This is a genomic window from Ensifer sp. EB106-03-01-XG145, from assembly GCF_058792075.1.
In genome coordinates, this window is sequence record NZ_JBYTEC010000005.1 from 309,698 (window position 1) to 332,851 (window position 23,154).

A 23,154-nucleotide genomic window follows, 5' to 3' on the forward strand; every position below is an offset into this window, starting at 1 on the left:
CAGCGTCGGGCCTTTTATTTTCTGATGATGATCCGACGTCTCGGACGCAGCGTGGTCTCAGTGACCGGCCGGCGCCTCGGCCGTTTCCTCCGGTTCGGCCGCATGTTCGGCACCGCCTGCTTCGGCGGTCTTGGCTTCGGCCGGATCCGCGGACGGATCGATGCACGACGAGTGGTCGTCCATCGCTGCCATCATCATGCGGATATCATCCATCGAGAGATCGACCGTCTTGCCATGAAAGACGCCGACGGAATTCGCCGTACCGGCATTATAGGAAGCGCGGAACGTTTCGCTCATTCCAGGCACGCTCTGCGGGCCTGGAGCGAAAAGCACCTCCGCCCCGATTGCGGCTCCGCGAACCTGCGCCCGATCCTCCGGGCCGGCCGCGTCGAGCACGACGACCTGATAGAGATCGGCGCTCTCGGCCTTCGCCAGCGCGCCGACCACACGCAGGGCCGTGCGCATGCGTGCCTCGCCATCGGCGCGATCGGTCTTGACGTGCATGCGGATCCAGCGCTGGCCGTTATGGCTGAGCTTGAGGGTCCGCAGCATCGTGCATTCGAGACCCGATGTATTCGGCTTGGAAAGCCCCGCCATCAGTGCGTCCCGGCTGACATAGACAGCGGCCCCGCCGGATGCGGCCGACACGCCGAAGGCGGCCGCGAGGATGACGAGCAGCCTCTTCGATGGCCGAAACTTGCCGAGGATAGCCTTCACGAGGGTGACTCCGCCGTCATATCCAGGAATTGCAGAAAAGCCCGAAAGGGCGCGCCTCAACATTAGGCGCGCCACCCTTTCGGAAAGTTTAAGCTGCTGCGAGGGAGCCCGCCATGTCTGCCGGTGCAGCGATGTTCCAACGGAAACCGGCCAGGAAGGCGCTCAGTCTCGGCCCAGGCGCCCGCGAGGGAGATTGACTTTCACAGCCATCTTGCCTCCATTGCGGGCCGTCAAACACAAGAACAAGAAAAGAAGAACGCAATGCACAAAGTCATCTTTGATACGGACCCGGGCATCGACGATGCGATGGCGCTGCTTTTCCTGCATCGTCATCCGGCTATCAACCTGATCGGCATCACCACTGTCTTCGGTAATGCCTCGGTCGAAACCACGACCCGCAATGCGCTGTTCCTGAAGCAGCAATGGGGCATCGATGCACCGGTTGCCAAGGGCCTCGACAAGACCTTCGACCCCGACCGTCCGCATGTCGGCTGGCCGACCTTCATCCACGGCGACGACGGCCTCGGCAACATCGATGTCCCGGAGACTGTCGACCTGCCGATCGACCCGCGCCCGGCGCACCGCTTCATCATCGATACGGTCCGCGCCCATCCGGGCGAAGTGACGCTGATCGCCGTCGGCCGCATGACCAACCTGGCGCTGGCGCTGCGCGAGGATCCGGATTTTGCCGCACTCGTGCGCGAAGTCGTCATCATGGGCGGCGCCTTCGACGTCAACGGCAACATCACACCCGCTGCCGAAGCCAATATCCACGGCGACCCGGAAGCCGCTGACGTGGTGATGACGGCCGCGTGGCCGGTCACCGTCGTCGGCCTCGACGTCACCACCCAGACCGTGATGACCAAGGCGATGATCGCCGACATAGCCGAGCGCGGCGGCGAGGCCGGCAAGCTGCTTGCTGACATCTCGAAGTTCTACGTCACCTTCTACGAGCAGCATGTTCCCGATGGCATGGTCGTGCATGACAGCTGCGCCTGCGCCTATGTCGTGGCGCCCGATCTCTTCACCGTCAGAAGCGGATCGATCCGTGTCGTCTGCGGCGGCATTGCCGACGGCCAGACGATCCAGAGCCCCGACAACAGGCTCTTCCCGCCGAGCCCGTGGGACAATCTGCCAAGCCAGAAGGCCTGCATCGACATCGATGCGGCCCGCACGCTGAAGCTGATCAGCGACACGCTTGTCTTGAACGACTGAACCTGATCGAGGCGCGACCGATGTTGCGCCTTGAAAAACTTGAACAAGATGGCTGGCGGACGCGCGTTCGCCGGCTATCTTTATGTCCATGAAACCGGACGCCCTGCTCTATCCCGCCCCCAAGGGTCTCTACTGCCAGATTGGCGATTTCTACATCGACCCGGTGCAGCCGGTCGAAAGGGCGCTCATTACCCATGGCCATTCCGACCATGCCCGCGCCGGCAACGGCCAGGTGCTCGCCACCCGCGAAACCCTCGACATCATGCGCATTCGTTACGGAGATGGATTCTGCGGCACGAGCCAGGCGGTCGAACTCGGGGAAAGGCTGACGCTGAACGGTGTCGAGGTGGGCTTCCATCCCGCCGGCCACGTGCTTGGCTCGGCACAGATCTCAGTGCATGCCAACGGTATCCGCATCGTCGTCTCCGGCGACTACAAACGGCGACGGGATCCGACCTGCACGGGTTTCGAACCGGTTGCCTGCGACGTGTTCATCACCGAGGCCACCTTCGGTCTGCCGGTCTTCCACCACCCGGACGACCGGGCCGAGACGCGCAAGCTGCTCACCTCGCTTACCCAGTTTCCCGAACGGACCCACGTGGTCGGCGCCTATGCGCTCGGCAAGGCGCAGCGTGTCATCGCGCTGCTGCGCGAAGAGGGCTACCACCAACCGATTTTCATTCACGGCGCCCTGCAGCGGCTGTGCGACTACTACCAGAGCCAGGGCATCGATCTCGGCGAACTCCGCCCGGCAACACTTGCCGCCGACGAAAAGCAGGATTTCAGAGGGACCATCGTGATCGGTCCGCCCGCCGCCTTCGCCGACCGCTGGTCGCGGCGCTTCGCCGATCCGATCGCCATCTTCGCCTCCGGCTGGATGCTGATCCGGCAAAGAGCGAAGCAGCGCGGCGTCGAACTGCCACTCGTCATCTCCGACCATTGCGATTGGGCCGAGCTCACGCAGACGATCACCGAGATTGCTCCCGGCGAAGTCTGGGTCACGCACGGCCGCGAAGAAGCACTGGTGCGCTGGTGCGAGCTGCAAGGCATCGCCGCCCGCCCGCTGCATCTCGTCGGCTACGACGACGAGGGAGAGTGACGGATGCACGCCTTTGCCGAGCTGCTCGATCGCCTCGTCCTGAGCCCACAGCGCAACGCCAAGATCCGCCTGCTTGCCGATTACTTCCGGACCGCGCCGGATCCGAGCCGCGGATATGCGCTTGCGGCAGTCGCCGGCACGCTGTCGCTGAACACGGTCAAGCCGGCGATGATCCGGGACCTGCTCCTCGAACGCATGGACGCGGTGCTCTTCCAGTACTCCTACGACTATGTCGGCGACCTCGCCGAAACGGTGTCGCTCGTCTGGGAACCCCCGGTTGGTACGGTTCAATCGGACATCCCGCTGGGTGCCGCCATCGAGCGCCTGCAGATGACCGGGCGCGCCGACGTGCGCAGCGTCGTGCGCGACATGCTCGACCACCTGGACACCTCGGCGCGCTTCGCCTTCCTCAAACTGGTGACCGGAGGTCTGCGCATCGGTGTATCGGCGAAGCTCGCCAAGCAGGCGCTTGCCGACATGGGCGGCAAGGATGTCGCCGAGATTGAAACGCTCTGGCACGGCCTGTCGCCGCCCTATCTGCCGCTCTTCCGCTGGCTCTTGGGCGAGGCGGATAAGCCCGAGCTTTCGACGCCGGCGGTCTTCCACTCGGTCATGCTCGCCAATCCCGTCGCTGAGGGCGATCTCGACGCGCTCGACCCCAGGGATTTCGCGGCCGAATGGAAGTGGGATGGGATCCGCGTACAGCTTGCCAATATCGGCGGCGTCAAACGTCTTTACTCCCGCAGCGGCGACGAAATTTCCGGCGCCTTTCCCGATGTGCTGGAGGCCGCGGACTTCACCGGCGTCATCGACGGCGAACTGCTCGTCGGCGGCACGGCGCGCACCAATCGCGCAACCCGAAGCTTCGCCGACCTGCAACAGCGCCTGAACCGCAAGACCGTCAGCCACAAGCTCATCGAGGCCTACCCGGCCTTCATCCGCGCCTATGACATTCTCTTTTCAGGCGATGAGGACGTTCGCCCGCAAGGCTTCGTCACACGAAGGGCAATGCTTGCCGATCTCGTGGAAAGTGCTGCGCCACAACACTTCGACCTCTCGCCGCTGGTGCCGTTCTCCTCCTGGGAAGAGCTTGACCGGCTGCGCGCCGACCCGCCCGATCCAGTCATCGAAGGCATCATGCTGAAACGGCTCGATTCGCCCTACACGCCCGGCCGTGTCAAAGGTCCCTGGTTCAAGTGGAAGCGTGCGCCCTTCAATATCGATGCGGTGCTGATGTATGCACAGCGCGGCCACGGCAAGCGCTCGAGCTACTATTCCGATTACACCTTCGGCGTCTGGACTGTCATCGACGGGAAGGAAACGCTCGTACCGGTCGGCAAGGCCTATTTCGGCTTCACCGACGCCGAGCTAGAGCTTCTCGACCGGTTCGTCAGGGACAACACGACCGACCGTTTCGGGCCCGTCCGTGCCGTCAGGGCCGAACCCGATTTCGGTTTCGTCGTCGAGGTGGCCTTCGAAGGCATCAACCGCTCGACCCGGCACAAATCCGGCGTGGCCATGCGCTTCCCCCGCATTGCCCGCCTGCGACAGGACAAGCTGCCACGCGATGCCGATCGCCTGGAGACGCTGCAAGCCATGATCGAGGCGCGGGAAGGCGCGTAGCATCGCGCTATTCATCCGAAAATCTCGGAACACCGGCGACAGCTGAGCGTTAGGAGGGGCTATCAACCGAAAGGCGGTGTTCCATGCCAGCCAAATCGAAGGCTCAGCAGAAGGCAGCCGGTGCGGCCCTGGCCGCGAAACGCGGAGAGACCAAGAAGTCCAGCCTCAAGGGCGCGTCCCGCGAGATGGAAAAATCCATGACGGAAGGCGAGCTCAAGGAACTCGCCGAGACCAAGCGGAAGAAGCTACCCGAGCGCAAGGGCGGTTGAGTGCGAAACCTCGAATAAAAGAGCTGGCTAAAACAAGAATTATTAAGACCCTTTTGGGATTATCCGGGTCGATACACAGCCATTCGCGTGCCGCCGGGGTGATTTGTGCCTGCCAGACATGCTTTCAACCTCGGAATGAAGAGGCTCTCCAGGGTTTTAACGCCAAGCTACCTTCCGGCGGTCATCGCGGCTTTCGTGGTCCTGGTGGCCGGCATCCTGGCGGACAATCAGAACCAGGTGGTAGCCGAGGCGCGGTTGCGCGCACGGGTAGCCGAAGAGCTCAATCCCATCCGCTCCAAGCTCGAAGCCAACGTCAACGGCAATATCCAGCTCGTGCGCGGCTTGATCGGCACGCTCGTCACCGAGCCGGGCATGGATCAGAAGCGCTTCGCCGCCCTTTCGCGCAGCATCTTTACCGAACGCTCGCAACTGCGCAGCATCGCTGCCGCGCCGAACCTCGTCGTCTCGCTCGTCTACCCGCTCAAAGGAAATGAGAAGGCGCTGGGGCTCGATTACCGCAAGAACGAGTTGCAGCGCGCTGCCGTCATGCGTGTCAAGGACACCAGGCAGATGGTGCTTGCCGGCCCGGTGGATCTCGTCCAGGGCGGACGTGGGCTGATCGGCCGCTTCCCGGTTATGATCAACGCCGGCGGCGGCAGCAATCGCTTCTGGGGCATCGTCTCCGCCATCATCGACATAGACCGCCTCTATCGTGACAGCGGCCTCCTTTCCGAACAGCCCGGCATAGATATCGCCATAGCCGGGCGCGACGGCACCGGCGCGGAAGGGCAGGTCTTCTTTGGCGACCCCGCGATCTTCAAGCATTCGCCGGTCGGGATGACCGTGCTGTTGCCGGGCGGCTCCTGGCGCATCGCAGCCGTTCCCAGGGGCGGCTGGCCGACGACGGCCGGCAATGCCTGGTTCATCCGCGGATTGATCGTTCTCGGCGGCTTGATGATCATCCTGCCGATGGTGCTGACCGGTCGCCTGATGAGCGAGCGGCAGATGAACATCCGCGCGCTGAGGCACAGCAAGGCGCAGCTGCAAGAGCTCTCCCATCGGCTGAAGATCGCGCTGGACTCCTCGCAGATCGGCATTTGGGAGCTGGATATTGCGAGCGGCAAGCTGCTTTGGGACGACCGGATGCGCGAACTCTACGGTCGCGCCGGCTCCACCCGCGAGACCTATGAGGACTGGAGAAGCGCCCTTTATTCCGACGATCTCCAGCGCGCCGAGGCCGAGTTCGCAGAAGCGCTCGAGACGGGCGACGCCTACAACTCGGACTTCCGCATCTGCCTCCCAGACGGCAGTTTGCGTCACATTCGCGCGATCGGCTCAGCCTATATCGGCGCCGATGGCATGCGGAAGGTCGTCGGGGTCAACTGGGACGTCACCGCCGACTTCGAGACCCGCGAAACCCTGTTCGAAGCCAAGCGCATGGCCGAGGCACACAGCGTCGAGCTCGAGGCGGCGCGCCATCGCATGGAATTCAATGCGCTGCACGATCCGCTGACCGGCCTGCCGAACCGCCGGTTCCTCGATCAGGTCCTGGCCGAGCGCAACAGACATTTCGCACCGGAGGCCCGGCTCAGCATATTCCACATGGACCTCGACCGGTTCAAGCAGATCAACGATACGCTCGGCCACGCCGCCGGCGACGAGATCCTGCGCCATGCCGCCGAGCTGCTCCGGGGCAATGCGGATGCCAGGGACTTCGTCGCTCGCATCGGCGGCGATGAGTTCGTCATCGTTCGCCAGGATGGCGGGATGGAACCGGACGCCGCACTCGCATCCCGCATCATCGAGGCGATGAGCGTGCCCGTCCGCTACAAGGACCAGGAGTGCCGCATCGGCGTCAGCATCGGCATTGCTGCTCAGGCCAAGGCAACGGATGATCTGTCGCACGTGCTGGTCAATGCCGATATTGCGCTCTACGAAGCCAAGCGCCGCGGCCGCAACCGGCACGAGACCTTTACCGGTGAGCTGAAGACGGCCGTTTTCAAGACCAAGCAGACGGCCGACGAGATCCTTCGCGGGCTGGAGCACAACGAGTTCATCGCCCATTTCCAGCCGCAGTTCTGCCCGCGATCCCTCGACATAACAGGTGTCGAGGCACTGGCGCGCTGGGATCACCCGTCCAAGGGACTGCTCGGCCCGCATACCTTCCTGAAGACGGCGGAAGACATTAACGTGGTCGCGTCGATCGACCAGGCAATCCTGGAACAGGCGCTATTCCAGATCTACCGCTGGGAGGCGGGCGGCATCCATATTCCCAAGGTCTCGGTCAATCTGTCCTATGCACGTCTTCACGACGAAAACCTGATCGATCGCCTCGAACAATTGCAAATTCCGGCGGGCCGCCTGTCCTTCGAACTCCTGGAATCGATCTCCTTTGACGAGAGCGACGTGACCGTGCTTTCCAACATCCGCCGAATCAAGGAACTCGGCATCGACATCGAGATCGACGATTTCGGCACCGGCTATGCCTCGATCCTGAGCCTTCTGAAGCTGACCCCGCGGCGGCTGAAGATCGACCGCCAGCTCGTCCTGCCGATCCTCGACTCGCCCGCCGAAAAGCGCCTCGTCGAATCGATCATCGATATCGGCACGTCGCTCGGCATCGAAGTAATCGCCGAAGGCGTCGAGACGCTGGAACACGCCCACATCCTGAAGGAACTCGGCTGCCACGGGCTGCAGGGTTATGCCTTCGCGCGGCCGATGAACGCCAACGACCTCGCGACCTTCGCCTTCGAGCGCCGCTGGCTTGCGGCCTGAGAAGCACGCCGGCCTGCTGCAAAAAACACGGTGCGTGCATTTTTCGCACCGGTAAGGCTTGGCAGCTTTGCCGCGAATCGCCATAAAAACAATTGCCTGCCTCCACGTCTTGGGATCGGCGGCATCACCTGCGGCAGTCGCTGATGCGACCGCCCTTTCGGGCCTCTAGGGCGTCCCGCTTCAAGGGCAACCCACTGAAGCGGAAAAGATGCTCTAGATTCAACATCCTGGTGCGTCCCCTGTGCATTCTTTTGAAAGCACGGCGCTCTGGTGCCCGCTCTCCATGAAACCCGAACGAAGGGAACGGTACGATCGAATACGCGGGAAAATTGCTTTCTGTCTTCATTCTCGCCCCATTTGCGGGAAGCCTCCTTGCAATCTTCTTTCCGCCCGATCAACGCGGTGCGACAGCCTGGTTCGCAGGAACGATCGCGCTCCTGTGTTTCCTCGTCGCCGCCAGCCTCTATCCCTTCGTCACCTCGGGCGGCGTGCTGCGCTACGACATCGCTTGGCTCCCTGAACTCGGCCTCAATTTCACGCTCCGGATGGACGGCTTCGCCTGGCTCTTTACGGTGCTGGTGACGGCGATCGGCGTGCTCGTCGTGCTTTACGCCCGCTACTACATGGCCGCGGAAGACCCGGTGCCGCGCTTCCTGGCGCTGTTTCTTGCCTTCATGGGCTCGATGCTCGGCGTCGTGCTTTCAGGCAATCTCATCCTGCTTGCGGTCTTCTGGGAACTGACGAGCATCGTTTCGTTCCTCCTGATCGGCTACTGGCACCACAATGCCCATGCCCGCGACGGCGCCCGCATGGCGTTGACCGTGACCGGCACGGGCGGCCTCTGCATGCTCGTCGGCCTCCTGCTGATGGGCCGCATCGTCGGCAGCTACGACCTCGACGTCGTGCTGGCGTCGGGCGATCTGATCCGCAACTCGCCGCTCTATATGCCTGTCCTGATCCTGGTCCTGCTCGGCGCATTGACGAAAAGCGCGCAGTTCCCGTTCCACTTCTGGCTGCCGCACGCGATGTCGGCACCGACCCCGGTCTCCGCCTACCTGCACTCCGCAACCATGGTGAAGGCAGGCGTCTTCCTGCTCGTGCGTCTGTGGCCGGTGATGGCCGGTACCGAGGCCTGGTTCTGGATCGTCGGCCTTGCCGGGCTCTCCACCCTGCTGCTCGGCGCCTATTTCGCCATCTTCCAGCAGGACCTCAAAGGCCTGCTGGCCTATTCCACCATCAGCCATCTCGGCCTGATCACGGTGCTGTTGAGCCTCGGCAGCCCGCTTGCAGCGGTCGCCGCGGTCTTCCACATCGTCAACCACGCCACCTTCAAGGCGTCGCTGTTCATGGCGGCTGGCATCATCGACCACGAGACCGGAACGCGCGACATGCGCAAGCTCGGCGGGCTGATCCGCTACATGCCGGGAACGGCGGTGCTCGCCATGGTCGCGAGCGCTGCCATGGCTGGTGTTCCGCTTCTGAACGGTTTCATCTCGAAGGAAATGTTCTTCGCCGAGGCGATCGAGACACACCAGGCCAACATCCTCGACACGATGACGCCCTATATCGCGACGCTCGCCGGCATGTTCGCGGTCACCTATTCGCTGCGTTTCATCCATAGCGTCTTCTTCGGCAAGACGCCGGAGGATCTGCCAAAGGTGCCGCACGAGCCGCCGCGCTGGATGCGCGTGCCGATCGAATTCCTGGTGCTCGCCTGCCTGGTCGTCGGCATCATTCCGGCGATCACCATCGGTCCGTTCCTGCACACGGCGGTCGTATCGATCCTGGGCGCCAGCACGCCATACTACAGCCTCTCCGTCTGGCATGGCTGGAACCTGCCGCTAATCATGAGCTTCGTGGCGCTGGCGGGCGGCGTCGGCCTCTATTTCCTGATGCGCAATTATCTTGCGACCAGCATCGAGGGGCCGCCGATCTTCCGCCTGCTGCACGGCCAGCGCATCTTCGAGCGCGTGCTCGTGACGCTCTCCTGGAAATGGGCACGTTCGCTCGAACAACGGCTCGGCACCCGGCGGCTGCAGCCGCAGATGCGCTTCCTCGTCTTCATCGCCGTCGCCGCCGGTGCGCTGCCGCTGCTTCTAAGCAAATACGAGCTGCCGCCGCTTCTCGTTCGCAGCATCGATCCGGCCTTCGCGCTGCTTTGGGCGGTCGGCATCGCCTGCGCGATCGGCGCGGCGCTGCTGGCAAAATTCCACCGGCTCGCCGCACTCGTGCTGCTTGGCGGCGCCGGTCTCACCACCTGCCTGACCTTCGTCTGGCTTTCGGCGCCGGACCTTGCCGTGACTCAGCTGCTCGTCGAGATCGTCACGACGGTCCTCATCCTGCTCGGTCTTCGCTGGCTGCCGAAGCGTATCGAGGATACGCAGGAATCGGAGCTGCTGTCATTGCGGGTCCGCTTCCGCCGTCTGCGCGACTTCCTGCTGGCGATCGCCGCCGGCGGCGGCGTGGCGCTCATCGCCTATACGATGATGACCCGGCCCATGCCCGAGACGATCGCCAGCTACTTCCTTGAGCGCGCCTACAAGGAGGGCGGCGGCACCAACGTCGTCAACGTCATCCTCGTCGACTTCCGCGGCTTCGACACGCTCGGCGAAATCGCCGTTCTGGCAATCGTCGCGCTCACGGTCTTCGCTCTGCTCCTGCGCTTCCGCCCGCAGGCCGACAGCCTGGAGGCACCGGAACAGCAGCGCGTCCAGAACGCCTTCGACGACGACCACCCGGATCGCAGCAAGGGCGACAGCGTCGCCGAGTATCTGTTCGTGCCTTCTGTGATCATGCGCTGGATGTTCCCGGTCATCGGCATGCTCGCCGCCTATCTGTTCCTGCGCGGCCATGACCTGCCGGGCGGCGGCTTTGCGGCCGGCATCGCCATGTCGATCGGCTTTATCCTGCAATACATGTCCGGCGGCACCCGCTGGGTCGAGGAACGGCTGCGCATCCATCCGCTGCGCTGGATGAGCATCGGTCTGCTGGTTGCCGCGACCACCGGCATCGGCTCCTGGCTCTTCGGTTATCCGTTCCTCACCTCGCACGCGCAATACGTGACGCTGCCGATCGTCGGGAAGTTCCCGCTCGCCAGCGCGCTGTTCTTCGATCTCGGCGTCTTCTCGCTGGTGCTCGGCGCAACGGTGCTGATCCTCATCGCCCTTGCCCACCAGTCGATCCGTGCGCCGCGTGCCCATGCCCGCGCCACGCGGAGCGGAAAGGAGGCCCGCTAATGGAGATCATCCTCTCTGTCGCGATCGGCGTGCTGACCGCATCGGGCGTCTACCTGCTGCTGCGTCCGCGCACCTACCAGGTGATCATCGGCCTCTCGCTGCTTTCCTATGCGGTCAACCTCTTCATCTTCGGCATGGGGCGTCTTCGCGTGAACGCGCCGCCGGTGCTGGAACCCGGCGGCGTCGGCGACCTCAGCCGCTATACCGATCCGGTGCCGCAGGCGCTCGTCCTGACCGCGATCGTCATCGGCTTCGCGATGACCGCGCTCTTCCTCGTCGTGCTGCTCGCCTCGCGCGGCTTCACGGGCACCGACCACGTCGACGGCCGGGAGCAGCGCCATGACTAACTGGGTGCACCACCTGCTGATCCTGCCGATCCTGCTGCCGCTGATGGTCGGTGCCGCGATGATCCCGATCGACGAGCGCAACCGCATGCTGAAGGGCGTGATGGGCTTCGTCTCGACGCTCGCGCTTTTCATCCTCTCGATGGTGCTGATGCGCATCGCCTCGATAGACGGCGCCCCCGCCGGCAGCGGCGTCTATCAACTCGGCAACTGGCCGGCGCCCTTCGGGATCGTGCTGGTGCTCGACCGCCTGTCGGCGCTGATGCTGTGCCTGACGAGCGGACTGGCGCTTGCCGCCCAGGCCTATTCGATCGCGCGCTGGCACACGGCCGGCCACCACTTCCATTCGCTGGTCCAGCTGCTGATCGCCGGTCTCAACGGCTCGTTCCTGACCGGCGACCTCTTCAACCTCTTCGTCTTCTTCGAGATGATGCTGGCGGCATCCTACGGCCTGCTGCTGCACGGCTCCGGGCCGCTCCGCGTCAAGGCGGGCCTGCATTACGTTGCTATCAACCTCGCTGCCTCATCGCTCTTCCTGATCGGCGTCAGCCTGATCTATGGCGCGACCGGCACGCTCAACATGGCCGATCTCTCGATGAAACTGGTGACGCTCTCGCCGGATGACCGCCAGATGGTTGAGGTCGGAGCGGGCGTGCTCGGTGTCGCCTTCCTGGTGAAGGCCGGCATGTGGCCCTTGAGCTTCTGGCTGCCGACAGCCTATTCGGCCGCGACGCCGCCGGTCGCCGCCGTCTTCGCGATCCTGACCAAGGTCGGCATTTACGTCATCCTCAGGCTTTCGCTGCTGGTCTTCGGCGCAAGCGCCGGCGCTTCCGCAGGCTTCGGCCAACCGATCCTGCTTCTGGGTGGCCTGCTGACAATCGCCTTCGGCGCGATCGGCGTGCTGGCCTCCCAGGCAATGGGCCGTCTGGCCGCCTATTCGGTGCTGGTCTCCTCCGGCACCCTGCTCGCCGCAATCGGCCTCGGCCATCCGAGCATGATTGCCGGCGCGCTGTTCTATCTCGTCAGCTCGACACTGACGATCTCCGCCTTTTTCCTCTTGATCGAACTGGTCGAGCGTGGCCGTGACGCCGGCGCCGACGTTCTGGCGGTGACGATGGAAGCCTACGGCGATGCCGACGAGGACGAGGAGGAAGAAGTGGTCGGCGCCGCGATCCCCGGCACCATGGCGATCCTCGGCCTCTGCTTCTGCCTTTGCGCCCTGCTGCTCGCCGGCCTGCCGCCGCTCTCCGGTTTCGTCGCCAAATTCGCGATCCTCGGCGGTCTTTTCGGCCTGTCGGGAACCGAAGCCGCTCCGGTGATATCCGCAGCCGACTGGACCTATGTCACCCTCTTGATCGTCTCCGGTCTGGCGGCGATGATCGCCATGAACCGCGTCGGCATCCGCACTTTCTGGGCGTCGATTGAAAACACCGTGCCGCGGGTGGTCGTCATCGAGATCACACCCGTCGTCGTGTTGCTCGCCACCTGCATATACCTCAGCGTGCAGGCCGGCCCGACGATGCGCTACATGCAGGCGACGGCGGACTCGCTTCTGAACCCGGCAGGCTATGCAGAACGCGTACTCACCGCACCTCGGGCGGGAGGGCAATAGCCGATGCGCACCTGGTTTCCCTACCCGCTTCTTTCGGCCGGTTTGCTCGCCATCTGGCTGCTGCTCAATCAGTCGGTCGCCCCCGGCACGATCCTCATGGGTTCCGTGCTTGCCACCGGTCTCGGCTGGGTGACGCTCAAGCTCGGTCTCGCCCGTTCGCACCCGCGGCGGGTCCTGCTGATGCTGCGTTTCGGCTTTACCATTGCGCTCGACATCATCCGATCCAACCTGGCCGTCGCTGCCGTCATTCTAAGGGGCCGACGCAGACCGCCGAATTCCGGCTTCCTGACCGTCGATATCGATCTCGATGACGAAAATGCCCTGGCGCTGCTCGCCTGCGTCATGACGGCGACGCCGGGAACGGCCTGGCTCGAATACGATCGCCTGCGCAAATCCCTGCTCTTCCATGTGCTCGACATGGAGAACGAGCGCGTTTGGATCGATACGGTCAAGCGCTACGAGGCCGCCTTGAAGGAGATATTCGGATGATGGAACTCACGATCATCTGGTCGATCCTGATTGCCCAGATCATGCTCGGCCTGGCGATGGCGTTCGCCTTCTACCGCATGGTGAGAGGACCGCGCGCGCAGGATCGCATCCTCGGCCTCGACACGCTCTACATCAACGCCATGCTGATGCTGCTCACCTTCGGCATCCGCACGGCAAACTCGATCTATTTCGAATCGGCGTTGATCGTCGCACTGATCGGTTTCGTTTCGTCGATCGCCTTCGGCAAGTTCCTGATGCGCGGGGAGATTATCGAATGAGCCATGTCACCGACCTTCCCGTCTGGGCGGCCATTCTGGTCTGCGGGCTCACGGTTCTGGGCGCTGCCATAGCGCTGATCGGCTCGGTCGGCCTGCTGCGGTTTACCAGCTTTTACGAGCGGCTGCATGCGCCGACGCTGGCAACCAGCGGCGGCGTGCTGCTGATCTGCACAGCCTCGATCATCTGCTTCGCCGTGCTGCAGAGCCGCTGGGTGTTCCACGAAATCCTGATCATCGTCTTCGTTCTCGTCACCACACCGATGACGCTGATGTTGCTCGGGCAGGCCGCACTCTATCGCGACCGCGTGGAAGAAAAACACGGCGTGCCGCTCAAGCAGCGTCCGCCGCGCGAAGAACAGGTAGAGTAGGTTTCAAGCCGTGCAAAGACGCAGAAAGCCGCCAACAAATTTCTGAAATGCGCTGGCCTATTCGCCGCGGCCCCTGAACCGTCGCTGATAGGCGGGATCGTAGAGCGAACTCTCGCGGAAATCGGAGGCTTCGAGCCCCGGGCCGACGAAGATCAGCGCCGTGCGCTCGATCGGCTCTTCCGCGACCTTGGCGGCGATGTCCCCGAGCGTTCCACGCACCACCCGCTCGTCCGGCCAGGAGGCTTTAACGACGATAGCAACAGGGCAATCGGCGCCATAAAGCGGCGTCAGTTCCTCGACCACCTGCTGGAGCGCGTGGATGGCGAGATGGATCGCCAGCGTCGCGCCGGTGGCGCCGAAGGCGGAAAGCGTTTCGCTGTTCGGCATCGGCGAGGCACGGCCCGAAACGCGGGTTAGCACCAGGCTCTGGGCAACCGCTGGGATCGTGAGCTCGCGGCCAAGGGCTGAGGCGGCGGCGGCAAAGGACGGCACGCCCGGCGTCATCGTGTAGGCGATGCCGTGCTTCTCCAGCCGGCGGATCTGCTCGGCCACTGCACTCCAAACCGAGAGGTCGCCGGAATGAAGCCGCGCCACGTCGAGACCGTCGGCAGCTGCCTTCAAGTATTCCACCTCGATTTCGTCCAGCGACATCGGCGCGGTATCGACAATGCGCGCACCCGGCGGGCAATACTGCAGGAGGTCGGGCGAAACGATCGAGCCGGCATAGAGGCAGACCGGGCAACGCCCGATCAGGTCGCGGCCCCGCACCGTGATCAGATCCGCAGCCCCCGGGCCGGCGCCGATGAAATGTACCGTCATTTGCCACTCTCACTTTTCGTTCTGGCGCCGTTGCCGACGCAAACTGCTTCACGCTCCTGCTGGTTTTGCTCACTTTTCTTCCGCATTTCCGGACGCAAAACCGCTTCGCACTGCTGGTATTGTTCTAGCTCTTCGCCCAGGACCACTGGGTCACCGGCATGGCAGGCCGCCATCCGGTCATCGCGCCAACGGGACCGGCTCGTGCGATATCGATGCGGATCAGCGAGCCACCGAGCCGCGCGTGATGATCGAGCAGCACCGCTTCCATGTCCGTCGTCACCGCGTTGGCGACCAGACGTCCACCAGGCCCGAGCGCCGCGATCGCGGCCTCCATCACGCCGGCTTCGCTGCCGCCGCCGCCGATGAAGATCGCATTGGGCTGCGGCAGGCCGGCAAGGGCGGCCGGCGCATCACCTTCGACCACCGTCAGCCCCGGCACACCGAACATTGTCGCGTTGCGGCCGATGCGGACCGCACGCTCCGGCGACACTTCGATGGAGATCGCGCGCATGGTCGGGTCGGAGAGCATCCATTCGATACCGATCGAGCCGGAGCCGCCGCCGATATCCCAGAGCAGTTCGCCCTTGCGCGGCGCCAGTGCTGACAGCGTCAAAGCCCGCACCTCGCGCTTGGTGATCTGGCCGTCATGTTCGAACAGCGCGTCGTCGCGGCCGGCCGCAAGCGGCAGGATGCGTGCGCCCTCGTCGGCCGTCACCTCGATGGCGCAGACATTCAAGGGGTGCACGAGGCCGAGCATGAAACGCGAGGCGATCTGCGTCGTCACCCGTTCGCCGGCGCCGCCGAGCGCCTCCAGAACCGTCAGCCGGGACTGACCGAAGCCGCTGGCGACCAGCAGCTCGGCCAGGTCCCGCGGGCCGGCCCCGTCCGATGTCAGCGTCAGCACGCGCGCGCCCGGATGCAGGTGCGGCCGCACCAGATCGAGCGGACGTCCATGCACCGAGACGAGCGTCGCATCCTGCAAGGCCCAGCCCAGCCGCGAGGCGGCAAGGCTGATCGAGGACGGTGCGGGGAGCGTGCGGATTTCGGCAGACGCAATACGGCGCGCCAGCGTCACCCCGACGCCGAAGAAGAATGGGTCGCCCGAGGCAAGCACCACCACGGGGCTGCCACGGCGACCGACGATTTCCACCACCGAGCGCTCGAGCGGGCTCTGCCAATGATGAGCCTCGCCTGTGATAAGGGGAGCGGCGAGCTCCAGGTGGCGATGACCGCCATAGACGACGGGTGCCTCGGCGATCAACCGCTTGGCCTCGTCGCCGAGACCCGCTACACCATCTTCACCGATACCGATGACGGTCAGCCAGGGGGAGACGATGGCGGGTTCGCTGTTCGACACGTCAGCCATGGAAAAACCTCGTGTTCTGATATTGGGCGGCACCACCGAGGCGCGCGAACTGGCGCGCCGGTTGGCCGAAGACGCCCGCTACGACACCGCAATCTCGCTTGCCGGTCGTACCGCCGACCCGCGGCCGCAGCCGGTCAAGACCCGCATCGGCGGTTTCGGCGGCGCCGATGGGCTGGCGCACTTCCTGCGCGACGAAAACATCGCCCTGCTGGTCGACGCCACGCATCCCTTTGCCGCGCGCATATCGCACAACGCCGCGGAAGCGGCGCAACGAACCGGAATTCCGCTGCTTGCCCTGCGCCGACCGGAATGGCTGCCCCTGCCCGGCGATCGCTGGACCACCGTCGACAGCGTTGTCGAAGCGGTGAGCGCGCTTGGCGATCGCCGCCGGCGCGTCTTCCTCGCCATCGGCAGGCAGGAGGCTTTCCACTTCGAGGCAGCCCCGCAGCACAGCTACGTTATCCGCAGCGTCGATCCGGTCACTCCACCGCTTAACCTGCCCGACCAGGAGGCAATCCTGGCGACCGGCCCCTTCAAGGAAGCCGACGAGGCTGTGCTGCTCGAGAGCCGGAAGATCGACGTGATCGTCGCCAAGAACAGCGGCGGCAGCGCCACCTATGGCAAGATCGCCGCGGCGCGCCGGCTCGGCATCGAGGTGATCATGGTCGAGCGGCGCAAACCGACGGACGTGCCCGCCGTTAGCAGTTGCGGCGAGGCACTCGACCGCATCGCTCACTGGCTCGCCCCCGCATAGAAGCGCGGCGTGTAGACGAGATCGGGCTGCCCATCCCGCTCGACGATGCGGGTTTCCGGAGAGCCGATGATGACGCAGGTCGCCATGTCGGCGCGATTGGCATCGGCTTCGCTAAGCGGCATCACCGCGATCCGCTCGTCCGGCCGTCCGGCCGCGCGGCCGAAGATGACCGGCACCGTTGCCGGCAGCACACCGCGCAGGATCTCGAAGGCTTCGCCGAGTTGCCACGGGCGTGCCTTGCTGATCGGATTGTAGAGCGCAATGACGAGGCCTGCTTCCGCCGCCAGCCGCAAGCGCCGGGTAATGACTTCCCAGGGCTTCAGGTTGTCGGAGAGAGACATCGCGCAGAAATCATGACCGAGCGGCGCGCCGATACGGGCGGCGACGGCGAGCATCGCGGTCACGCCGGGCGTAATCACCAGTTCGACCGATTTCCATTCCGCCGGCCCCTTGTCGATCGCCTCGCAGACTGCAGCCGCCATCGCAAAGACACCGGGATCGCCGCCGGAGACCATACAGACCTTCACGCCGGCAGCAGCCCGCGTCAGCGCCACCTGTGCCCGGTCGAGCTCCTCGCGATTGTCGGAGGCGACGCGCAGCTGGTCGGGACGCAGGTTCAGCCGATCGAGATAGGGAAAATAGCCGTAAAACTCTTCCGCCGCCGCAACAGCTTCCGCCGTCTCCGGCGTCATCTGCTTCGGGCTGCCCGGGCCGGTGCCGACCACATAGAGCGTACCGGTCATGGCCTGTCCTTCCAGCCGGGCACGAGCACCAGCGAGAAATAGGGCGCCTCGTCATCGGCCTTGTCGGCCAGCGCCGTCATCGCCGCGTTCTTCATCGTGCCGCGCTCGACATAGACGGCCTGGTCGAGACGACCCGAGGCGGCAAGCGCCCGGCGGATCTTCGGCAGGTTGCGGCCGACCTTCATGATGACGGCGGCTTCCGTGTCCCCAAGTCGCCGGCCAAGCTCGGCCTCGGCCATGGTGCCCGGAAGCACCGAGAGCACATCATCGCCCTGCACCAGCGGCAGGCCGGCAAGCGACCAGCAGCCGGACATCGCGGTAATGCCGGGGATTACCTCGACCGGGAAACGGTTGGCCAACCGTACATGCAGATGCATGTAGGAGCCATAGAACAGCGGATCGCCTTCGCTGAGCACCGCGACCGTGCGCCCGGCGAGAAGATGCGCCGCCACGGCTTCGGCGGATGCATTGTAGAAATCGGTGATCTGGCTCTTGTAGGCGCCGTCGTCCTTGTCGATCTCGGTCGTCACCGGATAGTAGAGCGGCAGCTCTAAGAGATCGGGCTTCAGCAGGCCTTCGACGACCGCGCGGCCGTTGCCGCTGCGCCCGGCCTTGGCGAAATAGGCAAGCACGTCGGCTTCGCCCAGCGCCTTCACCGCCTTGACCGTCAAGAGCTCCGGATCCCCCGGGCCGGTTCCAACGCCGATCAGGCGCCCCACGCCGGCGCCGCTCACAGGCCCGGCCTCGCGAGCGAATTCAGCGCCGCAGCCGTCATGGCGCTACCGCCGAGGCGACCGCGCACGATGGCGAAGGGAACGCCATAGGAATTCTCGGCCAGCGCATCCTTCGATTCCGCCGCGCCGACGAAACCGACGGGCATGCCGAGGATCGCCGCCGGCTTCGGCGCGCCGTCACGCAGCATTTCGAGCAGGAAAAACAAGGCCGTCGGCGCGTTGCCGATCGCCACGACCGACCCGGCCAGGCGCTCGCTCCAGAGCCTGAGCGCGGCGGCAGAGCGGGTGTTGCCGATCGCGGCGGCAATCTCAGGCGTGCGCGGATCGCGCAGCGTGCAGATCACCTCGTTACCGGCCGGCAGCCGCGCGCGGGTGATACCGTGCGCGACCATCTCGGCATCGCAAAGGATCGGCGCGCCGGCCTTGAGCGCCGCGCGGGCCGAGGTCACGAAATCGGGAGAGAAGACGAACTGCTTGGTCGCTTCGACGGAGCCGCAGGCATGCACCATGCGCACCGCCAGATCCGCTTCCTCCTCGGAGAATCCGGAAAGGTCGGCCTCGGCGCGGATGATCGCGAAGGAACGCTCGTAGATGGCGTTGCCATCGCGGATGTAATCATACTCAGGCATGTCTATTCCTGTTCGAACGCTGCCGAGACGCGCGCAGCTCCGAGCCGTGTAAGACAGGACTGCGCCGATTCGCCAGCGTCTTTGTTTTGCCGCACCAGCCGGCCGAGGCGGGCAAGCGCGGATTTCACTCCATTCTCATCGGTGTAGGCGGTTGGCAAGCCGTTGGCAGCCCCATTTACGACAAGGCCGTATCCTGATGACGCACCGACCAACGTCAGCTCCGATGGCCTCGGTCGGGCACAGCCCTTCGCGCAGCCGGAAAGATGCACGGTAAGCGAGCCGTCGAGCAGCTCGGGCGCCATCTCGACAAGGCTTTGTGCCATGCCCTTGGTCTCCATCCACGCGGAGGCGCAGCCCTTGCTGCCGGCGCAGGTGGCGATCGCGTTGCGCGGGTCGTCTTCGACGATGCGAAAACCATGCGCCGCTGCCAGGCTCTGGGCGACAGCCGCGGTCTCGTGGCTGAGGCCAAGCACGAAGAAGGCGTGCCCCGGCGCAAGCCGGATCGCAGTGGCGCCAAGCTCCTGGACCTGATGGAGGAAGGCCGCCAGCGCGGAGGCTTCCACCTGTGCAAAGGCAAGGCCGAGACCAAGAACGACCCCGGCGTCACCGAGGTCATGACTGCCGGGAATCGAGGCCGAACTCAGAACTGCCGGACATTCGGACAATGCCTCGCACCGACAAAGGGCGCGGACTTCCGCCGGGTCCAGATCGCGCCCGCGCGCCGTCGTGCCGAGGCTCGCCAGTTTTTCGAGAATGGTGATCAAGGCCGGCACGACCGCGTTGCCGGCAAACGTCCCGATGATCGATCCCTTCGCTGCCGTCCCGCCCAGCGACAGCAGCCATCCAGAGCCGTCGGGCGTCGAAAGCGCCTGAAGGCGAATATCGGCAACCACAGCACCAAGACCAAAGCGTCCGCCACCGTCGATGACGACCGACAATTTGGGCGCAAGCCTCAGCATCGGCCGGCGCGCCTGCAGGGCTTCCCGAAGCCCTGCCGCGATCGATCGGGGATCGGCGATCTCTGTCGGATCGATACCGGCCAATGGCGGCACCTCAATCGCAAGGCCCTCGGCGATCATGATCTCGGCATCCCCGATCGCCTGCGCCAGCGCCGGCACCGTCGCCTCGCTCAGGCCGCGCAACTGCAGGTTTCCGCGCGCGGTAATCTCGATGATGCCGTTGCCGAATGTCTCGGCGGCGGCCGCAAGCGCGATGACCTTGGGAATGATCAGGCTGTCGTCATCGGGCCTGAGCCGCACGAGCAGGCCATCGCCGGTCTGCATCGGTGCGGCGAGCGACGGACAGGCGCCGCGCCGCATCGAGGCGCTGGCACCGGGTTCTGCAGTCGATGGAAGGGCACAGGTGCTCATCAAATCCGTCATCGCTCGAGGTTCTCCTCCCTGAAGAAGCCCCTTAAGACGCTATAACACAGCCGCAAACCTTGAGTGAGATCAATCACGGCGCGGTCTGTCCGGCGTCCTCACTCCTCGAAGTCGACACCTTTGCGAAGCAGGTAGATGTCCATGATCCAGCCCATCCTCTCGCGCGCCGACGCCCTTGTTTCGAGGATCCGGTCCTTCACCTCGGCAACGCGGCCGGAAATGACGATCTCATCCGGCGTACCGAGATAGGCGCCCCAGTAGATCTCGGCATCCGGATCGTCGATCCGCTGAAACGCCTGCTCGCCGTCGAGCATCACGACGGAAGTCTGGCTCTTTTCCGGAAAGCTCTCGTGCAACCGGCGCCCGGTGGTGATCTCCACCGGCTTGCCGACGAGGTTCAGCGGAATGCGGTGGCTGGCGCAGAGCGCCTGCAGGCTGGTGATCCCCGGAACGACGTCATAGTCGAAGGCAACCTGCCCGCGCGCCTTGACCCGCTCGACGATGCGGATGGTGCTGTCATAGAGCATCGGATCGCCCCAGACGAGAAACGCGCCGGTTCCATCCTCGCCCAATTCCTTCGCCAGCAACCCCTCGTAGATCGCAGCGATCTGAGCGTGCCAGTCGTCGACGCTGCCGTCGTAGCTGACGCCCTCGGTGCGGCGCACCGGCACAGCGAATTCGACCGTGCGGCTGTCGCCGCGCGTCACGTAGCGGGCGCAGATGTCGCGGCGCACTTCGGCCAGCTCGGTCTTCTTCGCCCCCTTGGTCGGGATGAACAGCACGTCGGCGCGGTTCAGCGCATTGATCGCCTGTACCGTCATATGCTCCGGATTGCCCGAACCGATGCCGATGATCAGAATTTTGCGCATGTCCTCGCCTCCGCCTGCCTTCTCTCGGCGTGTTTGGCGGATCGCCGTCTCCGGCGCAAGACCTCACCGCGACAGCGGAAACGTCAACGCCGACCTCAGTTCATTTCGGCGACAGCCGGATCTTCGGGCAGCCGCCAGTCGATCGGATCAAAACCCTTGGATTCCAGGAAGGCATTGGCCTGGGAGAAATGCCGGCAGCCGAGAAAACCGGAATGGGCCGACAAGGGCGAAGGATGCGGCGCGCGCAGCACCAGATGGCGCGACCGGTCGACGAAGGCCGCCTTCTTCTGCGCGTAGGAACCCCAGAGCATGAAGACGACGGGATGATCCGCCTCGTTGACCGCGCGGATGATTGCGTCCGTGAACTTCTCCCAACCGCGCCCCTGGTGTGACGCCGCATTGCCGCGCTCCACCGTCAGCACGCTGTTTAAGAGCAGCACACCTTGCTTCGCCCAGCTTTCGAGGAAGCCGTGTCGCGCCGGCGGAATGCCGAGATCTGTATTCAGTTCCTTATAGATGTTGACGAGCGAGGGCGGTGTTCGGATACCGGGGCGCACGCTGAAGCAGAGCCCGTGCGCCTGGCCGTCGCCGTGATAGGGGTCCTGGCCGAGGATGACGACGCGCACTTTGTCGAGCGGCGTCAGGTCGAGCGCGCGGAAGTATTCAGGTCCCCGCGGAAAAATCTGTCTGCCTTCGTTCCTTTGGGCGAGCAGGAACTGCTTGAGCTCGGCCATATAGGCGCTGGAAAATTCCGGCGCCAGCGCTGCCTTCCAGCTCTCTTCGAGCTTCACCGCCGTTTCCATCGCACCTCCGGTCCATCAATTGGCTTCGAGGCCAGCAATTTAGGCCGCCCGACCGCCATCGCAAGCCCTATCGCGGATGTTGCACGGCTTTTGCCTGGAGCGGATGGGCGCGCCGGACGCTGCGCTAGCCGTCTGCAAGAGCATTGTATTTCAATGGATACAACGCTAATCAGGAAGCGATATCGTTGTATCCTAAGAGATATCACGCTTCGTTGGAGGAAATCGATGATCAAGAGAAGAGACTGGCTGAAGGGCCTGGTGTTGACACTCTGCCTCGCCTGGGCCGGTACCACCGTCATGCCGGCATCGGCGCAGGCCGAAGAGAAGGTAACGGTCTTTGCGGCCGCTAGCCTCAAGAACGCGCTCGATGCGATCAATGCCGAGTGGCGGAAGGAAAGCGGCAAGGAAACGACCGTTTCCTACGCGGCAAGCTCGGCGCTCGCCAAGCAGGTCGAGCAGGGTGCACCGGCCGATGTCTTCATCTCCGCCGACCTCGCCTGGATGGACTATCTCACGGACAAGAAGTTGATCAAGGACGACACCCGCTCCAACCTGCTCGGCAACCGCATCGTACTCGTTTCCGGCAAGGCCGACGCAGCAGCCGTCGATATCAAGCAGGGCTTCGACCTGGCAGCCATGCTCGGCGACGGTCGCCTCGCCATGGGTGCCGTCGATTCCGTTCCGGCCGGCAAATACGGCAAGGCGGCGCTCGAAAAGCTCGGCGCCTGGAAGGCCGTAGAGCCCAAGGTCGCCGGCGCCGAAAGCGTGCGCGCGGCACTCCTCCTCGTCTCGCGCGGCGAAGCACCCTATGGCATCGTCTACCAGACCGACGCGGCCGCCGACCCGGGCGTGAAGGTCGTCGGTACCTTCCCGGAAGACAGCCATCCGCCGATCATCTATCCGATCGCGATCACCGCCGAGAGCAAGAGCCCGGATGCCGCCGCCTATGTCGACTTCGTCAAGTCGGCAAAGGCTGCCGCCCTCTTCGAAAAGCAGGGCTTCACCGTCCTTAAGTAATCGGCCTGAAAAG

The 23,154-nt window shown here is 64.4% G+C and carries 22 protein-coding genes; 13 read left to right on the top strand and 9 right to left on the bottom strand.

Annotated elements, in window-relative coordinates; translation table 11 throughout:
- Positions 1-57 precede the first annotated feature (57 nt).
- Entirely contained in the window at positions 58-717 is a 660-nt protein-coding gene (locus AC3WWH_RS15805) for a hypothetical protein (protein ID WP_057254817.1), read from the bottom strand.
- Between the two features lie 261 nt (positions 718-978).
- On the opposite strand from AC3WWH_RS15805, the gene AC3WWH_RS15810 reads away from it, so the two are divergent.
- From AC3WWH_RS15810 to mnhG, 11 genes are all read left to right on the top strand, one after another.
- Positions 979-1,932, top strand: a complete 954-nt coding sequence (locus AC3WWH_RS15810; RefSeq protein WP_057254538.1) for a nucleoside hydrolase — start codon at positions 979-981, stop codon at positions 1,930-1,932.
- Positions 1,933-2,020: 88 nt separating this feature from the next.
- Complete coding sequence (locus AC3WWH_RS15815; protein WP_058325330.1) at positions 2,021-3,031, top strand: ligase-associated DNA damage response exonuclease; 1,011 nt, start codon at positions 2,021-2,023, stop codon at positions 3,029-3,031.
- Positions 3,032-3,034: 3 nt separating this feature from the next.
- Complete coding sequence (locus tag AC3WWH_RS15820; protein WP_058325290.1) at positions 3,035-4,654, top strand: cisplatin damage response ATP-dependent DNA ligase; 1,620 nt, start codon at positions 3,035-3,037, stop codon at positions 4,652-4,654.
- An 83-nt stretch (positions 4,655-4,737) separates the two neighbouring features.
- Positions 4,738-4,923, top strand: a complete 186-nt coding sequence (locus tag AC3WWH_RS15825) for a DUF3008 family protein (protein WP_057254536.1) — start codon at positions 4,738-4,740, stop codon at positions 4,921-4,923.
- Positions 4,924-5,058: 135 nt separating this feature from the next.
- Positions 5,059-7,698, top strand: a complete 2,640-nt coding sequence (locus AC3WWH_RS15830; protein ID WP_058325291.1) for a bifunctional diguanylate cyclase/phosphodiesterase — start codon at positions 5,059-5,061, stop codon at positions 7,696-7,698.
- A gap of 329 nt (positions 7,699-8,027) precedes the next feature.
- Positions 8,028-10,934 carry a monovalent cation/H+ antiporter subunit A gene (locus AC3WWH_RS15835; protein ID WP_058325292.1) on the top strand — a complete coding sequence of 969 codons (2,907 nt, stop codon included), beginning with the start codon at positions 8,028-8,030 and terminating at the stop codon, positions 10,932-10,934.
- Positions 10,934-11,281, top strand: a complete 348-nt coding sequence (locus AC3WWH_RS15840; RefSeq protein ID WP_057254533.1) for a Na+/H+ antiporter subunit C — start codon at positions 10,934-10,936, stop codon at positions 11,279-11,281. The genes AC3WWH_RS15835 and AC3WWH_RS15840 overlap by 1 nt, the downstream gene beginning before the upstream one ends.
- Entirely contained in the window at positions 11,274-12,890 is a 1,617-nt protein-coding gene (locus AC3WWH_RS15845; RefSeq protein ID WP_058325293.1) for a monovalent cation/H+ antiporter subunit D, read from the top strand. Before AC3WWH_RS15840 ends, AC3WWH_RS15845 begins: the two co-directional genes overlap by 8 nt.
- Positions 12,891-12,893: 3 nt before the next feature.
- Positions 12,894-13,379 carry a Na+/H+ antiporter subunit E gene (locus AC3WWH_RS15850; protein ID WP_057254531.1) on the top strand — a complete coding sequence of 162 codons (486 nt, stop codon included), beginning with the start codon at positions 12,894-12,896 and terminating at the stop codon, positions 13,377-13,379.
- On the top strand, positions 13,376-13,657 hold the full coding sequence (locus tag AC3WWH_RS15855; RefSeq protein WP_057254530.1) for a K+/H+ antiporter subunit F: 282 nt from the start codon (positions 13,376-13,378) through the stop codon (positions 13,655-13,657). The genes AC3WWH_RS15850 and AC3WWH_RS15855 overlap by 4 nt, the downstream gene beginning before the upstream one ends.
- Positions 13,654-14,025, top strand: a complete 372-nt coding sequence (gene mnhG / locus AC3WWH_RS15860; RefSeq protein ID WP_058325294.1) for a monovalent cation/H(+) antiporter subunit G — start codon at positions 13,654-13,656, stop codon at positions 14,023-14,025. The genes AC3WWH_RS15855 and mnhG overlap by 4 nt, the downstream gene beginning before the upstream one ends.
- Before the next feature lie 57 nt (positions 14,026-14,082).
- Here the strand turns inward: mnhG and cobM are convergent, their stop codons facing one another.
- Both cobM and AC3WWH_RS15870 read right to left on the bottom strand, forming a co-directional pair.
- Complete coding sequence (gene cobM / locus AC3WWH_RS15865; RefSeq protein ID WP_058325295.1) at positions 14,083-14,844, bottom strand: precorrin-4 C(11)-methyltransferase; 762 nt, start codon at positions 14,842-14,844, stop codon at positions 14,083-14,085.
- A gap of 124 nt (positions 14,845-14,968) precedes the next feature.
- Positions 14,969-16,210: a bifunctional cobalt-precorrin-7 (C(5))-methyltransferase/cobalt-precorrin-6B (C(15))-methyltransferase gene (locus AC3WWH_RS15870; RefSeq protein WP_058325296.1), complete on the bottom strand. Its 1,242-nt coding sequence runs from the start codon at positions 16,208-16,210 to the stop codon at positions 14,969-14,971.
- Here AC3WWH_RS15870 and AC3WWH_RS15875 point away from each other — a divergent pair.
- On the top strand, positions 16,179-16,964 hold the full coding sequence (locus AC3WWH_RS15875) for a cobalt-precorrin-6A reductase (protein ID WP_057254815.1): 786 nt from the start codon (positions 16,179-16,181) through the stop codon (positions 16,962-16,964). The genes AC3WWH_RS15870 and AC3WWH_RS15875 overlap by 32 nt on opposite strands.
- Here AC3WWH_RS15875 and AC3WWH_RS15880 read toward each other — a convergent pair.
- The 6 genes from AC3WWH_RS15880 to ung all read right to left on the bottom strand — a co-directional run bounded on the left by AC3WWH_RS15880 (position 16,943) and on the right by ung (position 22,124).
- Positions 16,943-17,707, bottom strand: coding sequence for a precorrin-3B C(17)-methyltransferase (locus tag AC3WWH_RS15880; protein WP_057254526.1), 765 nt, complete (start codon positions 17,705-17,707; stop codon positions 16,943-16,945). The two genes, AC3WWH_RS15875 and AC3WWH_RS15880, sit on opposite strands and share 22 nt — an antisense overlap.
- The gene (locus AC3WWH_RS15885) at positions 17,704-18,441 is read right to left on the bottom strand and encodes a precorrin-2 C(20)-methyltransferase (protein ID WP_058325297.1); all 738 of its coding nucleotides are present in this window, start codon (positions 18,439-18,441) and stop codon (positions 17,704-17,706) included. Before AC3WWH_RS15885 ends, AC3WWH_RS15880 begins: the two co-directional genes overlap by 4 nt.
- Positions 18,438-19,070 (bottom strand): precorrin-8X methylmutase, encoded by a 633-nt coding sequence (locus AC3WWH_RS15890; RefSeq protein WP_058325298.1) that lies wholly within the window; start codon positions 19,068-19,070, stop codon positions 18,438-18,440. Before AC3WWH_RS15890 ends, AC3WWH_RS15885 begins: the two co-directional genes overlap by 4 nt.
- Positions 19,071-19,072: 2 nt before the next feature.
- Positions 19,073-20,440, bottom strand: a complete 1,368-nt coding sequence (gene cobG, locus AC3WWH_RS15895) for a precorrin-3B synthase (RefSeq protein WP_058325331.1) — start codon at positions 20,438-20,440, stop codon at positions 19,073-19,075.
- Between the two features lie 110 nt (positions 20,441-20,550).
- Entirely contained in the window at positions 20,551-21,321 is a 771-nt protein-coding gene (gene cobF / locus AC3WWH_RS15900) for a precorrin-6A synthase (deacetylating) (protein ID WP_058325299.1), read from the bottom strand.
- Between the two features lie 95 nt (positions 21,322-21,416).
- Complete coding sequence (gene ung, locus AC3WWH_RS15905; RefSeq protein ID WP_057254522.1) at positions 21,417-22,124, bottom strand: uracil-DNA glycosylase; 708 nt, start codon at positions 22,122-22,124, stop codon at positions 21,417-21,419.
- A gap of 225 nt (positions 22,125-22,349) precedes the next feature.
- Here ung and modA point away from each other — a divergent pair, with 225 nt between their 5' ends.
- The gene (gene modA, locus AC3WWH_RS15910) at positions 22,350-23,141 is read left to right on the top strand and encodes a molybdate ABC transporter substrate-binding protein (RefSeq protein ID WP_058325300.1); all 792 of its coding nucleotides are present in this window, start codon (positions 22,350-22,352) and stop codon (positions 23,139-23,141) included.
- The last annotated feature ends 13 nt before the right edge of the window (positions 23,142-23,154 follow it).

What these genes read in the sequence shown, in the direction of transcription:
- AC3WWH_RS15855 (WP_057254530.1), top strand. Translation starts at nt 13,376, where the DNA reads ATGATGGAACTCACGATCATCTGGTCGATCCTGATTGCCCAGATCATG.
- AC3WWH_RS15890 (WP_058325298.1), bottom strand. Translation starts at nt 19,070, where the DNA reads ATGCCTGAGTATGATTACATCCGCGATGGCAACGCCATCTACGAGCGT.
- AC3WWH_RS15845 (WP_058325293.1), top strand. Translation starts at nt 11,274, where the DNA reads ATGACTAACTGGGTGCACCACCTGCTGATCCTGCCGATCCTGCTGCCG.
- AC3WWH_RS15830 (WP_058325291.1), top strand. Translation starts at nt 5,059, where the DNA reads ATGAAGAGGCTCTCCAGGGTTTTAACGCCAAGCTACCTTCCGGCGGTC.
- AC3WWH_RS15875 (WP_057254815.1), top strand. Translation starts at nt 16,179, where the DNA reads ATGGCGGGTTCGCTGTTCGACACGTCAGCCATGGAAAAACCTCGTGTT.
- AC3WWH_RS15870 (WP_058325296.1), bottom strand. Translation starts at nt 16,210, where the DNA reads ATGGCTGACGTGTCGAACAGCGAACCCGCCATCGTCTCCCCCTGGCTG.
- AC3WWH_RS15810 (WP_057254538.1), top strand. Translation starts at nt 979, where the DNA reads ATGCACAAAGTCATCTTTGATACGGACCCGGGCATCGACGATGCGATG.
- mnhG (WP_058325294.1), top strand. Translation starts at nt 13,654, where the DNA reads ATGAGCCATGTCACCGACCTTCCCGTCTGGGCGGCCATTCTGGTCTGC.
- cobM (WP_058325295.1), bottom strand. Translation starts at nt 14,844, where the DNA reads ATGACGGTACATTTCATCGGCGCCGGCCCGGGGGCTGCGGATCTGATC.
- AC3WWH_RS15825 (WP_057254536.1), top strand. Translation starts at nt 4,738, where the DNA reads ATGCCAGCCAAATCGAAGGCTCAGCAGAAGGCAGCCGGTGCGGCCCTG.
- ung (WP_057254522.1), bottom strand. Translation starts at nt 22,124, where the DNA reads ATGGAAACGGCGGTGAAGCTCGAAGAGAGCTGGAAGGCAGCGCTGGCG.
- AC3WWH_RS15815 (WP_058325330.1), top strand. Translation starts at nt 2,021, where the DNA reads ATGAAACCGGACGCCCTGCTCTATCCCGCCCCCAAGGGTCTCTACTGC.
- AC3WWH_RS15850 (WP_057254531.1), top strand. Translation starts at nt 12,894, where the DNA reads ATGCGCACCTGGTTTCCCTACCCGCTTCTTTCGGCCGGTTTGCTCGCC.
- AC3WWH_RS15820 (WP_058325290.1), top strand. Translation starts at nt 3,035, where the DNA reads ATGCACGCCTTTGCCGAGCTGCTCGATCGCCTCGTCCTGAGCCCACAG.
- modA (WP_058325300.1), top strand. Translation starts at nt 22,350, where the DNA reads ATGATCAAGAGAAGAGACTGGCTGAAGGGCCTGGTGTTGACACTCTGC.
- AC3WWH_RS15840 (WP_057254533.1), top strand. Translation starts at nt 10,934, where the DNA reads ATGGAGATCATCCTCTCTGTCGCGATCGGCGTGCTGACCGCATCGGGC.
- cobG (WP_058325331.1), bottom strand. Translation starts at nt 20,440, where the DNA reads ATGAGCACCTGTGCCCTTCCATCGACTGCAGAACCCGGTGCCAGCGCC.
- cobF (WP_058325299.1), bottom strand. Translation starts at nt 21,321, where the DNA reads ATGCGCAAAATTCTGATCATCGGCATCGGTTCGGGCAATCCGGAGCAT.
- AC3WWH_RS15880 (WP_057254526.1), bottom strand. Translation starts at nt 17,707, where the DNA reads ATGACCGGTACGCTCTATGTGGTCGGCACCGGCCCGGGCAGCCCGAAG.